At 49.1% G+C, this 17303-nt stretch carries 19 protein-coding genes; 9 read left to right on the top strand and 10 right to left on the bottom strand.

Translation table 11 applies throughout. The features are described 5' to 3' along the window. The first annotated feature begins 82 nt into the window (after positions 1–82). Entirely contained in the window at positions 83–1351 is a 1269-nt protein-coding gene (gene ilvA / locus DX130_RS17990) for a threonine ammonia-lyase IlvA (protein WP_116047703.1), read from the top strand. Positions 1352–1420: 69 nt separating this feature from the next. Here ilvA and DX130_RS17985 read toward each other — a convergent pair whose 3' ends face one another. Beyond that, on the bottom strand, positions 1421–2401 hold the full coding sequence (locus DX130_RS17985) for an aldo/keto reductase (protein WP_116047702.1): 981 nt from the start codon (positions 2399–2401) through the stop codon (positions 1421–1423). A gap of 131 nt (positions 2402–2532) precedes the next feature. Between DX130_RS17985 and DX130_RS17980 the strand changes: the two genes are divergently transcribed. From DX130_RS17980 to DX130_RS17965, 6 genes are all read left to right on the top strand, one after another. Then, positions 2533–3699, top strand: a complete 1167-nt coding sequence (locus DX130_RS17980; RefSeq protein ID WP_165861345.1) for an MGDG synthase family glycosyltransferase — start codon at positions 2533–2535, stop codon at positions 3697–3699. Positions 3700–3726: 27 nt separating this feature from the next. Continuing rightward, positions 3727–4896, top strand: coding sequence for an MFS transporter (locus DX130_RS17975; protein WP_116047698.1), 1170 nt, complete (start codon positions 3727–3729; stop codon positions 4894–4896). Positions 4897–4899: 3 nt separating this feature from the next. Next, entirely contained in the window at positions 4900–5508 is a 609-nt protein-coding gene (locus DX130_RS17970) for a TVP38/TMEM64 family protein (RefSeq protein ID WP_116047697.1), read from the top strand. 1 nt (position 5509) lies between these two features. Beyond that, complete coding sequence (locus tag DX130_RS26220) at positions 5510–5875, top strand: hypothetical protein (protein WP_133297948.1); 366 nt, start codon at positions 5510–5512, stop codon at positions 5873–5875. Positions 5876–5962: 87 nt separating this feature from the next. Then, positions 5963–6106 carry a hypothetical protein gene (locus DX130_RS26520; RefSeq protein WP_165861344.1) on the top strand — a complete coding sequence of 48 codons (144 nt, stop codon included), beginning with the start codon at positions 5963–5965 and terminating at the stop codon, positions 6104–6106. Positions 6107–6141: 35 nt separating this feature from the next. Continuing rightward, positions 6142–6438, top strand: coding sequence for a transposase (locus DX130_RS17965; RefSeq protein WP_116047695.1), 297 nt, complete (start codon positions 6142–6144; stop codon positions 6436–6438). Between the two features lie 79 nt (positions 6439–6517). Here DX130_RS17965 and DX130_RS17960 read toward each other — a convergent pair whose 3' ends face one another. Continuing rightward, positions 6518–7636: a DNA alkylation repair protein gene (locus DX130_RS17960; RefSeq protein WP_116047693.1), complete on the bottom strand. Its 1119-nt coding sequence runs from the start codon at positions 7634–7636 to the stop codon at positions 6518–6520. Positions 7637–7735: 99 nt separating this feature from the next. Continuing rightward, positions 7736–9517, bottom strand: coding sequence for an ATP-binding protein (locus DX130_RS17955; protein WP_116047692.1), 1782 nt, complete (start codon positions 9515–9517; stop codon positions 7736–7738). A gap of 207 nt (positions 9518–9724) precedes the next feature. Between DX130_RS17955 and mscL the strand changes: the two genes are divergently transcribed. Continuing rightward, positions 9725–10183, top strand: coding sequence for a large-conductance mechanosensitive channel protein MscL (gene mscL / locus DX130_RS17950; RefSeq protein ID WP_116047690.1), 459 nt, complete (start codon positions 9725–9727; stop codon positions 10181–10183). Further along, a complete protein-coding gene (locus tag DX130_RS17945; RefSeq protein WP_116047688.1) occupies positions 10176–10823 on the top strand; it encodes an NUDIX hydrolase in 648 nt (215 codons plus the stop codon). Before mscL ends, DX130_RS17945 begins: the two co-directional genes overlap by 8 nt. A 69-nt stretch (positions 10824–10892) precedes the next feature. On the opposite strand, the gene DX130_RS26215 is transcribed toward DX130_RS17945, so the two are convergent. The 7 genes from DX130_RS26215 to DX130_RS17915 all read right to left on the bottom strand — a co-directional run bounded on the left by DX130_RS26215 (position 10893) and on the right by DX130_RS17915 (position 17289). After that, positions 10893–11303: a hypothetical protein gene (locus DX130_RS26215; RefSeq protein WP_133297947.1), complete on the bottom strand. Its 411-nt coding sequence runs from the start codon at positions 11301–11303 to the stop codon at positions 10893–10895. Between the two features lie 128 nt (positions 11304–11431). Then, positions 11432–12598: a glycoside hydrolase family 18 protein gene (locus tag DX130_RS17940; protein WP_240644562.1), complete on the bottom strand. Its 1167-nt coding sequence runs from the start codon at positions 12596–12598 to the stop codon at positions 11432–11434. Then, positions 12595–13707, bottom strand: a complete 1113-nt coding sequence (locus DX130_RS17935) for an acyltransferase (protein WP_116047687.1) — start codon at positions 13705–13707, stop codon at positions 12595–12597. The genes DX130_RS17940 and DX130_RS17935 overlap by 4 nt, the downstream gene beginning before the upstream one ends. Before the next feature lie 17 nt (positions 13708–13724). Next, the gene (locus DX130_RS17930; RefSeq protein WP_116047685.1) at positions 13725–15074 is read right to left on the bottom strand and encodes a glycosyltransferase family 2 protein; all 1350 of its coding nucleotides are present in this window, start codon (positions 15072–15074) and stop codon (positions 13725–13727) included. Between the two features lie 521 nt (positions 15075–15595). Then, positions 15596–15958 (bottom strand): hypothetical protein, encoded by a 363-nt coding sequence (locus tag DX130_RS17925; protein WP_116047683.1) that lies wholly within the window; start codon positions 15956–15958, stop codon positions 15596–15598. A 268-nt stretch (positions 15959–16226) separates the two neighbouring features. Further along, positions 16227–16481: a phage holin family protein gene (locus DX130_RS17920; protein WP_206098848.1), complete on the bottom strand. Its 255-nt coding sequence runs from the start codon at positions 16479–16481 to the stop codon at positions 16227–16229. Next, positions 16474–17289 (bottom strand): N-acetylmuramoyl-L-alanine amidase, encoded by an 816-nt coding sequence (locus DX130_RS17915; RefSeq protein WP_116047682.1) that lies wholly within the window; start codon positions 17287–17289, stop codon positions 16474–16476. The genes DX130_RS17920 and DX130_RS17915 overlap by 8 nt, the downstream gene beginning before the upstream one ends. Between the last annotated feature and the right edge of the window lie 14 nt (positions 17290–17303).

Raw genomic sequence — 17303 nt, 5'->3', positions numbered from 1 at the left:
CTTCATTCTTCCTGACATAATGGTATAATGAATCCACTAATTATCCAAGCCGCTTAGGTTTTTACGGAAGGAAGGTCCCTCTATGAGTGTTCATCCCCTATCCCATAACAGTATACGTCTAGAAGAAATTGTGCAGGCGCAAATGCATCTGAAGGATGTCATTTCACGAACGCCTCTTCAATATAATCGAGTATTGTCAGAACGCTATAATTGCCAGGTATGGCTCAAGCGCGAAGACTTGCAAGTCGTCCGTTCGTTCAAAATTAGAGGAGCCTACCACCTGATGCGCTCCCTGTCTCCGGAAGAAACGATTAAAGGCGTTGTCTGCGCCAGCGCGGGCAACCACGCTCAAGGGGTTGCTTACTCCTGCCAAACGCTGGGTATACCAGGAAAAATCTACATGCCGAGCACTACACCGAGACAGAAGGTTAAACAAGTCGCTTTCTTCGGCGGAGACATGGTTGAGGTTGTCTTGACCGGAGACACGTTCGACGATGCTTACGCCGAAGCAATGGCGGAATCTCAGCGCAGCGGACTGGCGTTCATCCATCCTTTTGACGATCGCAAGATTATTGCGGGCAACGGTACGATCGGCCAAGAATTAATGGAAAAGGCAGATAGCGCCCCTGACTATATCTTTGTTACGGTCGGAGGAGGAGGTCTTGCCGCAGGCGTCGCGTCCTATGTGAAGATCGTCGCTCCGCAGACTAGCATTATTGGTGTAGAGCCCGAAGGAGCACCTTCCCTGCGTATATCGCTTGACGCCGGGGAAGTCATCCCGCTAGAGTCGATCGACAAGTTCGTAGACGGTGCCGCCGTAAAGCGGATTGGCGACCTCACTTTCTCAATCTGCCAGGAGCTGCTGGACGATGTCGTAACTGTACCAGAAGGCAAAGTATGTACAACTCTATTAGATCTCTACAATGAGAATGCTATCGTGGCCGAGCCTGCAGGGGCCCTTCCGATCACAGCACTCGACTTATACCGGGATCAAATCGCGGGCAAGACAGTGGTCTGCGTCGTCAGCGGGGGCAATAACGATGTGGATCGGATGCAAGAAATTAAGGAGCGTTCCTTAATCTATGAAGGTTACAAGCATTATTTCATGGTCAGCTTCCCTCAGAGAGCGGGAGCGCTGAGAGAATTCCTGGACCAGGTGCTAGGTCCGAACGACGATATTACCCGCTTCGAATACACGAAAAAATCCAATAAGGATAATGGCCCTGCTTTGGTCGGAGTCGAGCTCAAGCATCGCCAAGATTATGAGCCTCTCGTCGAACGAATGCAGAAGAAAGGTTTTCAGTTCGTAGAGCTGAACAAAGACCCTGTCCTATTCAACTTGCTGATCTGAATTACAACTGTAAAATGATAGCCCGAGAGAACGCTCTCGGGCTATTTTCGTTAGATGCTATCGTTTTTTCTACCAGGCATATGCGGTCGGTGCATCTCCGCCAGGCCCTGGAAAAATGTCATCGATTCGCTTGAGCGTCTCTTCGTCCAGTTCCACTTCCAAAGCACGGAGTGAACGCTCGAATTGCTCACTCGTACGGACGCCGATAATGGGAGCCGTTACGGCCGGATTACTCAGCAGCCATGCCAGAGACACAACATCCTCCGGCTCCCCCAGTTCATCGCAAAGCTTGGCGTATGCTTCAAGCTGGTCTTGATGCTTTGCCAGGCGCTTCTCATCCCCGCTTCGGCGTCCCCCGCCTTTATTCCGGCGCTGGTTCCCGGCAAGCAAGCCGCCATCCAGCGGGCTCCATGGAATAACGCCCAATCCCAGCGTCTGCGAAGCCGGTAGCACCTCCAACTCTGGCAGTCGGCATAGCAAGTTGTACTTATGCTGCTCGGATACGAGTCCCAGTATCCCTCTAGCTTTCGCTTCTCCTTGTGCCACAGCAATATCCCAACCGGCGAAATTGCTGGATCCGACATAACCGATCTTGCCCTGTACCTGTGCCGTCTCAAAAGCTCCCCATAGCTCGCTCCAATTCACTCTGCGATCTACATGATGCATTTGATAAAGCTCAATATGATCGGTCTGCAGCCGCTTGAGCGACCCTTCCAGATGCCTCCGGATTTTGTAAGCGGACAATCCCTGCTCACGGTTAGGTCCGTCATAAGTATCATGCATATCTCCATACACTTTAGTAGCGAGAACCGTACGTTCCCTCCTGCCGCTTCCTTCCTTGAACCATTTTCCGATAATTTCCTCCGTGCGTCCGGCATTGGCTCCCCATCCATAAATATTCGCGGTATCGAAGAAATTAATACCGGCGTCAAGCGCCGCATCCATAATGCGGAATGCTTCTTTCTCTTCCGTGTCTACTCCAAAATTCATCGTGCCGAGGCATAACCGGCTGACCTTCAGCCCGGATTGTCCGAGATATGTATGTTTCATTTCCATTGCTCCTTTTCTTTTTGGATGAAGGCGGATATTACAATAACTCTACAAAAATAATATATAGGATCCACTTGTCGTTCATATGCGTGTTACAAATCATCCTTAGACTATGCTGTAGGAGGTGCGCCATGCTGATTCAATCCCCTGACAGGAAATCCAAGTTGTTAATTGTATATGCCTCATATGGCGAAGGACATATTCAAGCTGCCAAAGCGTTACGTGATGCATATCTCGAATTCGGCAATCATCAGGTCGTGATGTACGATCTAATGGCCGAATCACATCCTTGGCTGAATGAAATGACAAAGCGCTTTTATCAAAAAAGCTATACGCATCTGCCCTTTCTCTACGGCTGGATGTACGGCATTACGAAACCTATGAAGCATGATTCTTTGCTCGGCAGTTGGCTTCACTCCTTCGGTCGTCAAAAAGTAAAACAACTGCTGCTTCAAGAAAAGCCTAATGCCGTGATCTATACATTTCCCTTCTACGCACTGCAAAGCTTGAAAAAGCTGAGTTCCATTCCATCTTACGCCGTTATTACCGACTTCGACTTGCATCGGCGCTGGGTCCATCCCAGTATTGATCGCTACTACGTTGCAACCAAAGATCTACGACATGAGCTTCAACAACTCGGCATACGCAGTAATGCAATCAAGGTCAGCGGACTGCCTCTGAAGAAGGATTTCCAATCGATCAAACGCTCACCTGAGCTATATGAGCGATACAGGCTGCAATCCAACCGCGCTACTGTACTCATTATGGCAGGTGCACAAGGCGTCATGCCAAACATTATACAGATGTGCGAACAACTTCTGCTGCACCCGGACATACAGATTGCTCTCGTTTGTGGACATAACATTCCATTGAAACAACTGGTGGAGGAACGATTCCACTCCCATCCTTCCTCTCATCGACTCATAACCTTTGGATATATGAATCGTATCCATGAACTCATGACGCTGGCAGATGGCTTGGTGACCAAGCCAGGAGGGTTGACGCTCGCTGAAGCCATTGCAAGCGAATTGCCTACCTTCATCTACCGCCCTGTTCCCGGCCAAGAAAAGCAGAACGCGCTTTACCTGCAGTCCAAGGGTGCTGCATTTATTGCCAAAGATATCGATGCATTAGTCGAAGAACTGCTTCAACTCGTCAATGATCCTCTTCAGCTGTTGAACAGCCGTATGCGTATACGCAGCCTGCAAGCGAAGGGGTCCTCCCATTCTGCCGCTGAGACGATTATAATGGATATTGTAACCAAATCAAACGTTCCAAACAAAGTTTCCGTCTTTTAATGTTGGTTTTGGAAAAGGAGTCTAATCATGCTTATGCGTCGTAACCATTGGATGGGAGCAGACATGCGACTGCTTTCCGTCATTCTGTTTTTCGTCGAATTCGTGCGCGGGGCTGTACTGGTCAGCCTCCTTCCCATTTATGGGGCACGAACGCTAGGTCTGTCCCCTGACATTATTGGGATTGCCATATCTGCTCACTACATTACGGACACAGTCCTGAAGATCGCCATCGGCTATTTGCTCGACAGGTTCTCTCCCAGGCTTATTGTACAGATTAGTCTGATCGTGGCGCTTGCTGGCGTAGTTGCTCTCCAATTCGCCGAGCTGCCCTGGATGTTTATCGGTGCGGCGGCTATCTACGGGATTGGCATGTCCCCCCTCTGGATCGTCTGCCTAACCAGAGTTTCGGAGGAGCATCGCGCGACACAGATGGGATTTCTCTATACCATCTGGCTAGTCGGCTTGGGCAGCGGGCCCATCATATGCAACATTTTGCTGGATTACAGCTCTACGCTCACCTATAACCTGCTGGTTGTGTTGTCCGTTCTTGCAATGCTGCTTTCCTTCTTCATGAAAAAAAGCAAGCAGACATCCACTCACCATATCCCGATCAAAGCGCAAATTCGTGCTCTTCGTGAAAAACTCGCCAGCATGAAACAATTGCTTCCAGGCATGATTCTACAGACCACCGGCTCCAGTATGCTCATTCCGATTCTGCCAGGCTTCGCGACCCATGAACTTGGATTATCCGGAGCGCAATATTCCATACTGTTGACAGTAGGCGGATTGTGTGCGGTAGGAGGGCTCATTCCGATGGGCAAGCTGTCGGATAAACTCGGCGGCAATCGCTGGTTTCTCGTCATTGGATTCATCGCTTTCGCGCTTGGTTTGTACGTATTGGCATGGGGACTATCATTCTGGTATTGTTTAGTTATAGCGGTGGGTCTTGGATTGTCCTATTCGGCAATCTTGCCAACCTGGAACGCCTTGCTAGCTACCTATGTGCCTCCTAAGCAAGAAGGAGTTGGCTGGGGACTTCTGTCCACCTTTGAGGGCGTAGGCGTCATGATTGGCCCTATACTGGGGGGCGTCATTGCTCTTTGGGGCGGAGAAACGGCTGTTTTCTGGACAAGCGCTGTCCTATTCGGCCTCATCGGCCTTTACTATTTGACACTTAAGAAGATCGGGGTTAGGTGATTGATGAGCAATTGGCAGGACTGGATAAATGACTTGAAAAATATGGACATTGCTCATATTCAGCAAACGCTGGAGAGCTATTCGCAGTTCGGTCCGCTGCCTGGCATACTGCTGCCATTCGTTGAATCGTTCCTTCCCTTCTTGCCGCTTATTCTTATTATTGCGGCTAATGTGAACATTTACGGACTGGGTCTTGGATTTCTGTTCTCCTGGATTGGTGTGACTGGTGGTGCGATATGCGTCTTCCTCCTATGCCGCGCGCTCGGACGCAACGTAAAGACGAAGCTGATGCGGAGATTTCCGAAGTCGGAACGATTCTTCAATTGGATAGAGAAGCGAGGCTTCACCCCTTTGTTCCTGCTCGCCTGCTTTCCCTTTACGCCATCTGTCGTCATTACGGTCGTATCGGGCCTTAGCAAGGTTCCCTTTCACACCTTTCTGCTGGCAACCCTGATGGGCAAGGCAGTCATGATCTTTGTCATTTCGCTCATCAGTTTTGATATTACCAATTTGGTGAATGAGCCTTGGCGTATCTTCGTTTCCATTACGGCTGTACTTGTAATGTGGTTCGGAGGGAAGACGCTGGAGAAACGCTATCAGGTGAACGGGTGAGGTGAGTGCGATGCAAAACTTGATCTTATGGAGTCCTTACGCAGCTCTCCCCCCTTTGTCCCTCTGGTTAAACATTGGAGCAACAGCACTTGTATTAATTCTTGCATGCGGACTGCTGGGAGCCATGTTTCTTGTCATTCGAGTGATGTCGGATGACTCCGATAACTTCAAGACGATCCGCGGCATGGTGGAAGCCATCTTCGGAAATCCCGCTCATCTGCGAAATGGACAAGATGAGACACCCGCTTCCTCCTCCACACAGAACGGAACGCCACTAGCCACTTATCGCGAGCCTTGTCCCGGCTGCGGTGAGGAAGTTACCGAACGTGATGTCACCTGCCCTTCTTGCGAGCTTCGATTGTTGTAACGAACTCATATCTTCCTTCCTCCTGTGGCACACTAATGCTGATCTTCCTCATTACAAGATCATATTCCTGCAAAGGAGCGATAGCCTATGTCCGGCAAGCATCCATCCGATCGACAAAAAGCCGCAAGCAAAGCCCAGTCGCTCGCTGATCGCAACAAGACAAGCAAAGAACAAGCCAGCGAGCTGCAATCGGAAGCAGATCGTGCGGCTGTGCCCAAGCACGGCCTATAAGCTTCTCGAAGACAGCCTAAGGAGGATAAAGGCATATGAGCAACAACTCTCATGAAGACCAACGGATGGAGCCGATTTCCGGCGAACCGGTGGAAGCGGACGGCGTGTACCGCAATGAGTGGGGACGTGACGAGAAGCTGGAGCGTGGAGATATCTTCCCTGCCGATCCCATGCTAGGAACGACAGAGTGGAGACAGGTGGAGCTGGAGTTCGATAACCATCATGAAGGTCGAACAGATCCAAGACTTACTCCTCATGATGACGATGACAATCCGGAGGCTCACATGCAGCATCCAAGACGTCATACGACAAGCAACAAGGATAAAGACTGATCGCGCCATCTATCCATACGAACATGACAGGACGGGAGAAGCCAGGCTTATACGCCAGGCCGCTCCCGTCCTTCTCTTGCTATTCGGAACGAAGCTCAAGCTCCGTTCTGGCTGTCTCTATGCCATTCACCCATAACGTGACGACATGCGTGCCAGGGTAATGCTTACGTGTTGTCAAATCTGCAAATCGATGCACTCTCGTATGTTCAATAACCTCGCCTGGACTGAATTCGCGATCCGACAACAGGAATCGCTTCAGCGAGGTTTTGCCAGCTGACTTCACAAATGCAATGCCATATTCCACCCGGAGCTTGAATCGCCCCGAAGAGCCGTCATCTTTGAACTGAATGCGGTAATGCAGCAGCACTTCTTCACCAATGGAAATATTAGAGTCGGATAGAGTCAAATCCGCAGCTTGCACCAATGAAGCAGCAGATTCATCATGAGCAGCATATCCGAATAGAGCCATAGCTCGCGGATCGGCGCGCTTCACTAACGTACGGCAAGCATGTCTGACAATCCAGTCCGTCCACTCATGCTGCCCCAACCACTTCTCGGCAACAGACAAGACAAGCTCGGGATGATCCTTGGCGATATCGTTCAAATGATTGGCGACACTTTTGCGCACATACAAGGAAGGATCCCTCTTCAGCTTCTCTAAGAGCGGTATCATTGGTGAAGGGTCCTTCTTGAACATCTCAATGGCTTGCCCCCAGGGAAGTCTTGGCCTCGAGCCTTCACTCGCAAGTCTCCGGACATGCTCGTCCGAATCATCGGCCCATTCCAGCAATTGTGGAATCATTCGCTCCGGATGCTCCATAATAAACGGTCTTACAGCAAATTCCGCGCTGGAGCGCCTAGTGAACCTGGCGAGTGCCTCCATGGACCGCTCACAGTGCTCCTCCCTTCTTCCGTATACCTCTACAAAGTCAGGGAAGAACAGATAAGGAAAACCTACGCAATCCGCATCTATTCGATACAGCACATCAAGCGCTTCGGGATAGTCGCTTGGCAATACAGCTCCCAGCGCCTCGGCAATTCTGCGAATACGGGGCTTCAACTCCAGCTCCGCCCAATCCTCTCTTCTTGCCTCATTCAGAAAGCGCTGCACATCGAACGGCTGCCAGGCTTCCTTCACTCTTGTCCCGAACTGCTCCAGGAATTCACCGTCATACATCAACTTTAGCGGTTCTGCCATCTCTAATCTCCTTCATCAAAAGGATAGAACACCTTCTACCCCTTAGGAACGTATGTTTGTATACTAGAGATATACCACGTAATGACGGGTGATTGCAACTTATGCATGACGATTGAGTAGCTCCAGCTTGCCTGTTGCCGGACAACGCTGGGGCAGTCGGATGGTGAAGGTCGTTCCAATCCCCAGCTCGCTATCAGCAGTGATAAAGCCTTCATGATTATCGATTATTTTGTAGGAGACCATGAGGCCGAGGCCCGTTCCCTTTTCTTTGGTTGTATAGAAGGGCTGTCCCATGTTCGCCAGCTGTTCCTTCGAGATGCCTGACCCTTCATCGCGAATACGGATAATGTTCATTCCCCGATCGCTTACGCCTACGTCTACACGAACGGTGCCGCCGTCTTGCATCGATTCAATCGCATTTTTAATGACATTAATGAACACTTGCTTCAATTGGCTCTGAACCCCCATTACCCATATTGGATGCTGGACCTGTCCGTACTCCAATTTGACCCGATACATATCCGCATGCGCTCTCAAGCTGGAGATCGCCTCCATAAGCAGCCCTCTAAGATCGATATGCGCGTACTCATACACTTGAGGCTTGGACAACATTAGCAGTTCACTGATAATGGTCTCAATTTGGATCAGATCGGATTTCATAATGGTGTAGTAATGGCTATTATGAATCCGGCCCGATGAGAGAAGCTGCATGAACCCTTTCAGAGAAGTGAGCGGATTCCGAATTTCATGGGCAATTCCAGCCGCCAGTTGTCCCGCAATGGATAGCTTCTCAGCTTTGATAAGCAGTTCCTCATTCTTCTTCCTCTCTGAGATGTCCCGAATAATAACTTGCTCAACTGGCGCGCCATAGAAGGAAGCGCGAACTCGCACCATCTCCGTATGAATGAGTCTGCCTCGCAGCGTTCTCCATCTGAGCTCGGTCGTCAGAGCGGGGGCTCCGTCTGCTGGAAGCTCCGCATCCATCCATTCTGCGATATCGGCATGGTGATTCGACTCCAGCATTTCATACACACTGACACCAATCAGTTCCCGTTCATGTCTCGCCTCGAACAACGCAAGTCCGGATGGGTTCATATACTCCCACTTGTCATCCTTAATCAGCGCGATGGTATCCAACGAGTTCTCGACCAGCAGCTTATACCGTCCGTGAATGACCGAAAACTTCTTAATATTGAACCATGTCGTCAAGCTGAAGCTAATAATAAGAAGCGTAGTCATGCAAAGAATGAACGCAAGCAACAGCAAATATTCGTTGAATCGCTCCATCGTCATAAGATGTCGATATTGAATTGTCATCGCATGCATGCCAATCTGATGCATGCCCATACTGGAAATTCCGAGCACGATGCCATTGATAAGTTTATAGGAAGCAGGTTTCTTTTTGAGCAAGAGGATGGCAGTATACGAACCGGCGAAGCTGATAACGAAGGAAAGCGCAAACCAGCCATAATGAATCGAATAAGCTTGAATGGAGTTTGAAAGAATGGACAGATAATGGAGCAGCATAGCGGAACAGGCAAGCACGAAGGCCGCAATCCCTTCACAGAACCGCGAAATATCGGCACGATGAAATACAATGTACAAGGCCGCGAATGTAGAAGCCACGCATGCGCCGAATGTCGCAATCATGCTCCAGTCTACGACCAGTATATAGTCGGAGGCCATCATGGATACGACATGCATCGTCCATAACCCCAGACTGAATACTAACGCCGCACCCAGCATCCAATACACAGACTGACGCTCCGCTTGCGGCTTCATATGGTCAATCATACTCATCATCGTAAAGGAGGCAAAACACATGATCGAAAGAGATAGCAGCAAATAGTAAGGGTTGCCGTACAAAATAGGATGGCTCACTTGCGCTCCTCCTCTGCTACTGAATAGGTTACATCTTAAGTGAGTTCGACAAATTACCAAAATATCCTTTTTCTTTCGAGGATATCCTGACGCTTTTTGTTGAAATAGGGCGTTCGTCCTTCATGGTTAGGTCTTGATATTCCGGATTAGCAATGCTAGATTTGGTTCATACTAGAGTTAATAGGGATTTGAGAAAAAAACGGAGGAATGATGAACGTGAAGTTTGTGAACGAATTTAAAGAATTTGCGATGCGGGGCAATGTCGTGGACCTTGCGGTAGGTGTCATTATCGGGGGCGCGTTCGGGAAGATCGTCACCTCCCTGGTGAACGACATGATTATGCCTCCTATCGGATACCTACTCGGAGAAGTGGATTTCCGAGATTTGCAGATTACACTCGGCAAAGAAACAGCTGGCGATGCCGCCCCGGCTGTTATTCGATACGGAGAATTCATTAATACTATCCTCGACTTCATGATCGTTGCATTCTGTATCTTTCTGTTGGTCAAAGGGATTAATGCGCTGCGCCGCAAGAAGGAAGCTCCCCCTGCAGCCAAAGCAGAGCCAACAGAAAAGGAGTGCCCGTACTGCATGTCCCAGGTGCCTGTGAAGGCTACCCGCTGCAAGCATTGCACTTCGCAGTTAGAGACCGCAGCTAATGGCTGAGGAACGATTCGATATCTATGATGAAGCGATGAATCCCATCGGTACGGCGACCCGCTCCGACACCCACAAGCACGGGTATTGGCATCGGTCGTTCCACTGCTGGCTGACAAGACGAATCGAAGGACATCCATATGTCGTGTTCCAACAACGTCAGCTTAGCAAGGATACCAATCCGGGCAGCTTCGATACTACTGCGGCCGGCCATCTGACGGCCGGCGAGACGATCCGGGACGCCGTCCGCGAACTAGAGGAAGAACTCGGCATCCAGGCCGAGTTCGACGAGCTTGTCCCACTTGGACAAATCCGTGAGGAAGCAGAAGGCATAGTGCGCGGAATGACGATCATCGACCGGGAGGTTAGCGACGTATTCGCGCTTGTATGCGAGTTGCCGCTGGCAGCGTTTCGCCTGCAGCCTGAGGAAGTGGTCGGCGTCTATGAAGCTACTATTGCTGATATGATTAGACTACTGGAGGGATCAGTAGACGAATTGTCAGTCAGAGGCATGAGGTTGAACGAAGATCCTGCAACGGGGGGCTACCGTCTCGCGCCTGACATCTGCGTCATCCGTGCGAGCGAGTTCGTGCCGCGAGAGACTACCTACTATATTGATGTTATGAACCAGTTAGCCAAGCTAACCTGACAAAACCGTGAAAAGCCCGGTCTGCTCCATGCAGACCGGGCTTCTCGCATTGATAAGAAGTCCCGCGAATTAATAGAAACCGTAGCCGCCTCGATTACCGTAACCGTGACAACGATGTAAGCTTCTTACACAAATATCAAAAGTGACGAATGCGGAGCCTCGTCCAAAGCAACAGCTGATCTTCACACAATCAAATCCAGGTTTGCGAAAGAAACAAATCTCCCGGCATCTCCAGTCAAATATTTCGTTGACAGCTCTGCGATCACAATGGCGAATGGCAGCAACCAGTCTGCGGGCTTTGCAGCGCTTCCGCAGCTTGGCGAATGATCTGCTTAAATCAGCCCCCATGTCTTGAATGCCTTCCACTGCAAAATCATCATGTCTGTGATGATGCTTCCGGTGATGTCTGCGGCGCCCTGTAGATACTCCGGCAACCCCTCTGCCATTCCTCAAACCACTAACTTCTGCTTTTGTGGACATGTAGATCCTCCTCTCTATCATGCTTACTTCATCATATGCAAGATTAAGAGAGGCGTATGGGTAGATCATGTCCGACAATCGCTGAAAATAAGACCAGCCCTCCCTTACCCGGCAGCATACCGGAAAGGTCAGTCTTTGTTCAGGTTATCCGTCAAATATTGAATAATGCCGTTCTCCGCGTCCTGGGCATACTCCCATACCATTGCACCGGCTAAATTCTTCTTTTTAATGTAATTAATCTTCGCTTTCAATGCTTCCGGATCCTCGTAGCTGATGAACGTATCGCCGTCATAGAGATACGCCGCCTTTGCTTCTTCATCAAAATAACGTTGAAAGCCATTCTTGTTCAAATAATCGGCGACAATGGTTTTATAGCTGAGATCCGTCTTCACAATATCAATCGGCTTGCCCGTCTGGAACAAACCATCATCCTTCTTCTTCACACCCGACCAGCCATACGAATAAGCCGGTATGCCAAGCAGCAGTTTTTTGCTGTCCACGCCATGCTTCAAGTAATCCGTAATAATCCGGTCAATGCTGAGCGGCGATTGCTCCTGGCTATCGGTATACAGATTAGCGTTGAAGCCTGTCTTGTCTGACCATCTGCCCGTGAGGTCATAGGTCATGACATTAATGTAGTCGACGTACTTCTCAACTTCCTTCAACTCCACCTTGTCAAAGTACCAGTCCTGCGAACCCGCTGCGAACGTCAGAATATACCGCTTGTCCCCTTTATGAGGAAGCAGATTAAGCTTCTCGCGCAGCTCCCTCATTAAGCTGGTGAAATTGACCGTATCCTTGGGACTTGCTTTCACCGTCCCCCAGCCGTCATGTGCGGGGAACTCCCAATCGATATCGACTCCGTCCAAATCCAATTCCTTCACCAATTCAATGATGCTTTGGGTGAACAAGTAACGTGTACCATCCATGGACGCATCGGAGAAGCCGTCCACGCCGTAACCGCCGACCGCTAAGACCAGCTTGGTCCCGGGGTTGCTTGCCTTCAACTGTTTGATATTGTTTTTTATCTGTTCGTTAGCCGCCTCATCCTCATGAAAAAACAAGTCCGTGCCCGCAATCTTCGCAAAGGCAACAAAGGCGATATCGACACCCTTCTCCGTCAGCTTCACATTAGCCGGATCTCGCCAAGCTTCGATATATACGGTGTTAACACGCCTCTCTTCCCCGCCGATGCCTTGCACGTAGTAGATGGCCAAGCCGATAAATACGACTGCGACAATAAGTTTTGTCCATGCATTGATTTTGACTGCTTTGTTCGCTCTCAGATTCGTCACCCTCTCCCGCCGAATAATACCGCCGTCACATAACGACTCAGATTAAGCACTTTGACCGCAAGGTAACTAATTGCGAATACAACCGTCAGATTAAAGATCAGACTTCCCGCCGTTTCGATGAAAGACGCCTCTATTCCTACACTGCGCGCAACCATCGTCTCCACCAGCAAATGAATCAAGTAGATGCTGAAGCTTGCCCCGGAGACGGAACTGACTACTTTCCTCACCTTGTCGTTGGTTTTACGCGAGATGGCTGCGTCTTTCTCCTTGAAGAATAGGAAGAGTCCTACCGCCATTAGAAAGCTTGTAATGGAATAGTTGCCGTAAAACATTTCATCCAGCGTACCGCTGAGCTTCGATACGCCATATGTCAGAACAGGCGCTAATACGAACGATAAGATGCCCAAATTGTACAAAATATGCTTCAATATCGTCGGCAACTCATAGTGGAATAAGTAGTAACCCAGTATAAAGTAACCAATATATCCCATAAAAAACGGAATGTTCATACTGGCAATATAGAAATACTGCTCTGTTAATCGATAAATGATATCCGAGACAAGCCGGTACAAAATACTCACGATGAACCATAGCAGCAAATAATAGCGCAGATCCTTTTCGCTGCAGGCCTTCACAAATTTGGAGATAAGCGGCACGGTCATGTACACCGCGATAATCGCGTAGAGAAACCAGAGATGCACATAGTTCTGATCGGTGAGCAGCTTGTAGCCGAAGTCCATAACGAACTCCAGTGCGTTCATCTTGCTCTTCAACAAATAATATTGATAGAACAACCCGTAGATGAGCGACCAGGAAAGCAGGGCTACGACGAGCGGCCACACCCTTTTCAAATAAAACTCCTTCAAAGACTTCACTTCCGAGCGCAGAATCATCGCGCCGCTAATCATGAAGAATACCGGCACCGCGAATCGGCAAATCGAATTGAACACGTTGCTGACCCACCAGGAAGTCGTCGAGAAATCATTCGTACGGGTAAGCAGCGAAGCCGAGATATGCAGCACGATGACGGCTACAATGGAAATAATACGCAATAAATCAATATAAATAATTCGTTTTCCCGCCACTTTGGCGGTGCTTGCGCTGCTCATGTTCTGCCTCCGTCCAATTATCTGGCGCTAGCCGATGTATTGCGTCCGATGGAAGCGACGCCTTTGCGTTCGACAAAGCCCCAGCCGTTATCGTTATCGAAATATTTGATTGTGCCGATGATGTTGACGTACATTAGCACCAGCCTGTATGAGATCAAATCGTACTGGCTGAACACCATCATCTTGGTATACTCCCATAGCGTGAAATGGCTGCCGTACTTCCTGCATAGCAGAAAGGATATGGCGAGCTGCAAGGCGTTAATGATGGTAGTAATGATGAACAGCATGAAGGCGATCAATAGACTGCTGCCGGAGAATGCCGCATCGATCAAATAAAAGAAGGTTGTAAATACAGTCACCGTCCCCATAATGAAACCGTCAATAGCAAAAAAGATGCTGATGCCCGGCTTAAAACTGCGAGAGAGCTTCGACCAATAGATGAGCACGCAGTCTACAAACGCCTTTTGCCAGCGGATGCGCTGCTTGTAGAAGTTTTTCAAATCTTCCGGACACTCGGTGTAGCACACGGCTTCCGGCGCGTAGACTAGCCTCTGGTTCAGCTTGTGTGTCTTGATATATTCATGAATCTTCAGCGTGATATCGATATCCTCGCCAACCGTACTGCGGAAGCCGTTGACCTCATACATCAGCTCTTTGTAAAAGGCGCCAAATGCGCCGGAAATCACGACGATGGAGTTGAAGTATGACTGCGTCAGCTTTCTAACGTAGAAGCTATGGATGTAGTTGATCATTTGGCTGCGTACGATTCCTTTGCCTGTAAAGGTCTCGTGAATTTCGCCGTTTTTCCGCTTCGCTCCTTGCGCTATCTTGACCGTACCGCCCAGCGCTACAATCGTTGGATCATGAAAATACTGGTTGACGTACTTGAGCGAATTAGACTCCAGCATACTGTCAGCGTCCAGCGTAATGACAATCTCGCCATCTGCATAATCGATTCCGGCGTTCAGCGAATCTGCCTTGCCGCCATTCAGCTTATCCAGAACAAAGATATGCGGGTACAGCGCGGACTGGTAAAATCCACGAACCCGCTTATACTTCAACTGAAGATTCGGCTTGCGGTAATTGATGCGAAGATCCAGCAGTTCCTGCAGCCGGTCGAAGGTACGATCTCTGGAGCCATCGTTGACGATTATAATTTCATAATTGCGGTAATGCAGACCGTCCATCGCATCCAGGCAATTTTGAATCGTTTTCTCTTCGTTGTAAGCTGGGACTAAGACAGATAGAGATTTTTCATCCAAGGTGATATCGAGCTTCTTCACCTTGCTATACAGGAGTGGAATTACCGTGTACAGCATTTGAAACAAAAGAAAGCTCCCCGTCGTCAGATATAGCATCAAATACATGGACATTCGCTCCTTCCTGGTTACGGGGTTTTAAAATCGTTAGGAAGGTAAGACCGGGCAATCGCCAGCTCGATCCAAGTTCAGCCTATATCAAGAAGTGTTTTCCCATGTAACCAATAATTGTTTTTTGTTTGTTCTAATACCCTATCCCAACGGTACTCATCTGTAAAATCGGATTTAAAAGTAAGAAAGCGATAACAATGGGCCTTTTTTACAGGAATGCTCCCTGTTTGATCCTTTTTCGCTCCCTGTATTAATCATTGGTGAACATTTTTGTCATAAATGTTGCGTCAGCTATCATAACGTTTAGTGTGATTTTTAAGCATGAAAAAGAGCCCTCTAAGGGGCGAAAGCTCGGAATGGCTATTCGCTGCATGATACTTTTTGAAAGAGATCATGATGCGGCAATCATTCCGGCCTTCTCCTTGAGAGGGCTCTTGGTTGTGTGGATTTGTGCGGGGCTGACTTGAAGTCGCAAGGCTGCGTTTACAAGAAGTTTATAGCTTTACCTATGAAGCCGGCTATGCTTGCTTACGGACAAACTTATCGTAAATTCTATTGCGAATATCAACAATGAGCAGCTGCGGGATTAAAAGTACTGGAAGGAACATCATGATGATAAAGGCCAGATTAGCCATCATTTGCTCCCCTCCTCCTGCTTCAAGGGAGAAGAGCCAAATCGGCAAGGCGGCCACCCATAGCAGCAAGTTGGACCACAGCACTTGCCGCATGCCCCTCCACAGGAAACAAAACAACAAGACGGCGAGCACCGGAATCATCCATGATCGCAATAGGTACTCTCCGAAAAACAACAACCCAAATGCCACTGCCGGATACAGGGCTATCACGCCGTATTGAATCCATTTGTTGGTGTGAAGGTTCATGGTTCTTTCTCTTCTCCCCTTCCTTTAATAGCCTGCATCATTTCGATTTTTGTATCATAAAACCTAGCTTGCCTGTATTTTTCATGCGCAGCATGATTTATATCAACTGATTATTCTCTGCCTACAAATATATTGTCTGCGTGGCAGAATTTACAGTAGCACCAATCAGATCTAACATATGATTCCAAGCATAATCTATATAAATTTATATAAGCAAGTGATAAAATATCGACATTTTAGATATTCCGGTAGAAAATAGCCTTGCTCCCTACTTCTCGGTTGTCTGCTTAACTAATTGATGAGTCAATACTGTGGCTCCTGTGACCAGAACACCTTGAATAATACCTTGGACGGGCGAACCGACAATGACGATACCGCCAGTCATACCGATTACCAGGAGTACCCACGGAATCGTCCAATTAGGAACTCGCGGCGTATTTTTGAGCAGCAGCCCCATAATAAAAAGCACCGGCATCAGGACCAGCGCTTCCTCGGTTACATATTGAATAAATTCGTTAATCACTCAGCGCTCCTCCTTTTTCCAGCAGTCCAAGACGGTCCAGCAGCACTGCGGCCTGCGCCCTAGTCAGAGGTTCATCTGGTGCAAAGCGCTGGGGTGATACGCCATTCAGCAGCCCAACCTGGTTTGCTTTGCGAATGGACGGTTCTGCCCAGTGGCCCAGAATGTCGTTGAAGCCTTCCGGCTGGGCCGGCTCCGCTGGTGGACTCGGCACTGGCTGGGCAGGAGAGAGATTGGGCGGGCTATAGGAATGCCCGACAAAACGACAATACCCTTCCACGACCGCTTCGGCGTATTTCTTCCAATGCTGTCTGAGCCTATCCGCATCAGATGGATTTGTGCAAAAACCATATTCCACGATGACCGTTGCTACTGCCCCGGTCAAACGGTGCATAAAGTAATAATCCCCGCCCGATTCATTGGATCGGGAAAATGCTCTACGGGTCGGCTGTCCCTCATTCTTAATGGCATTAAGCACGGCTGTAGCCATTTTACCGTTAGAGTAAACGCTATATATCGTCTCCGCACCGAAAGCGGCGCTCGACGGCGCCGCATTGATGTGGTTGCTGATACAATATTTCGCCCCGCTGTTCTTCACCAGCTCGGCTCGGACCGATGACGCTAATGTAAGGTCCGAGTCACGGGTCAGCGCGACTTTAACGCCAAGCTCCTTGAAGCGCTGGAACTGATACAGCGAGATATCCAGATTCATGGCCTTCTCCACAATCCCGTTCCCGCTAGCTCCCGGGTCGCTGCCTCCATGCCCGGGATCGATGATTAGTTCGGGTTTCGTAACTCCTGTGGGTTTCATGCGATTGCTCCTTC

This window comes from Paenibacillus paeoniae (assembly GCF_003388735.1).
Lineage (GTDB): Bacteria > Bacillota > Bacilli > Paenibacillales > Paenibacillaceae > Pristimantibacillus > Pristimantibacillus paeoniae.
This window is presented reverse-complemented; position numbering and strand designations above follow the sequence as displayed.

Coding starts and splice junctions, on each gene's coding strand:
- ilvA (WP_116047703.1), top strand. CDS start 83: ATGAGTGTTCATCCCCTATCCCATAACAGTATACGTCTAGAAGAAATT.
- DX130_RS17985 (WP_116047702.1), bottom strand. CDS start 2,401: ATGAAACATACATATCTCGGACAATCCGGGCTGAAGGTCAGCCGGTTA.
- DX130_RS17980 (WP_165861345.1), top strand. CDS start 2,533: ATGCTGATTCAATCCCCTGACAGGAAATCCAAGTTGTTAATTGTATAT.
- DX130_RS17975 (WP_116047698.1), top strand. CDS start 3,727: ATGCTTATGCGTCGTAACCATTGGATGGGAGCAGACATGCGACTGCTT.
- DX130_RS17970 (WP_116047697.1), top strand. CDS start 4,900: ATGAGCAATTGGCAGGACTGGATAAATGACTTGAAAAATATGGACATT.
- DX130_RS26520 (WP_165861344.1), top strand. CDS start 5,963: ATGTCCGGCAAGCATCCATCCGATCGACAAAAAGCCGCAAGCAAAGCC.
- DX130_RS17965 (WP_116047695.1), top strand. CDS start 6,142: ATGAGCAACAACTCTCATGAAGACCAACGGATGGAGCCGATTTCCGGC.
- DX130_RS17960 (WP_116047693.1), bottom strand. CDS start 7,636: ATGGCAGAACCGCTAAAGTTGATGTATGACGGTGAATTCCTGGAGCAG.
- mscL (WP_116047690.1), top strand. CDS start 9,725: ATGATGAACGTGAAGTTTGTGAACGAATTTAAAGAATTTGCGATGCGG.
- DX130_RS17945 (WP_116047688.1), top strand. CDS start 10,176: ATGGCTGAGGAACGATTCGATATCTATGATGAAGCGATGAATCCCATC.
- DX130_RS26215 (WP_133297947.1), bottom strand. CDS start 11,303: ATGTCCACAAAAGCAGAAGTTAGTGGTTTGAGGAATGGCAGAGGGGTT.
- DX130_RS17935 (WP_116047687.1), bottom strand. CDS start 13,707: ATGAGCAGCGCAAGCACCGCCAAAGTGGCGGGAAAACGAATTATTTAT.
- DX130_RS17930 (WP_116047685.1), bottom strand. CDS start 15,074: ATGTATTTGATGCTATATCTGACGACGGGGAGCTTTCTTTTGTTTCAA.
- DX130_RS17925 (WP_116047683.1), bottom strand. CDS start 15,958: ATGAACCTTCACACCAACAAATGGATTCAATACGGCGTGATAGCCCTG.
- DX130_RS17915 (WP_116047682.1), bottom strand. CDS start 17,289: ATGAAACCCACAGGAGTTACGAAACCCGAACTAATCATCGATCCCGGG.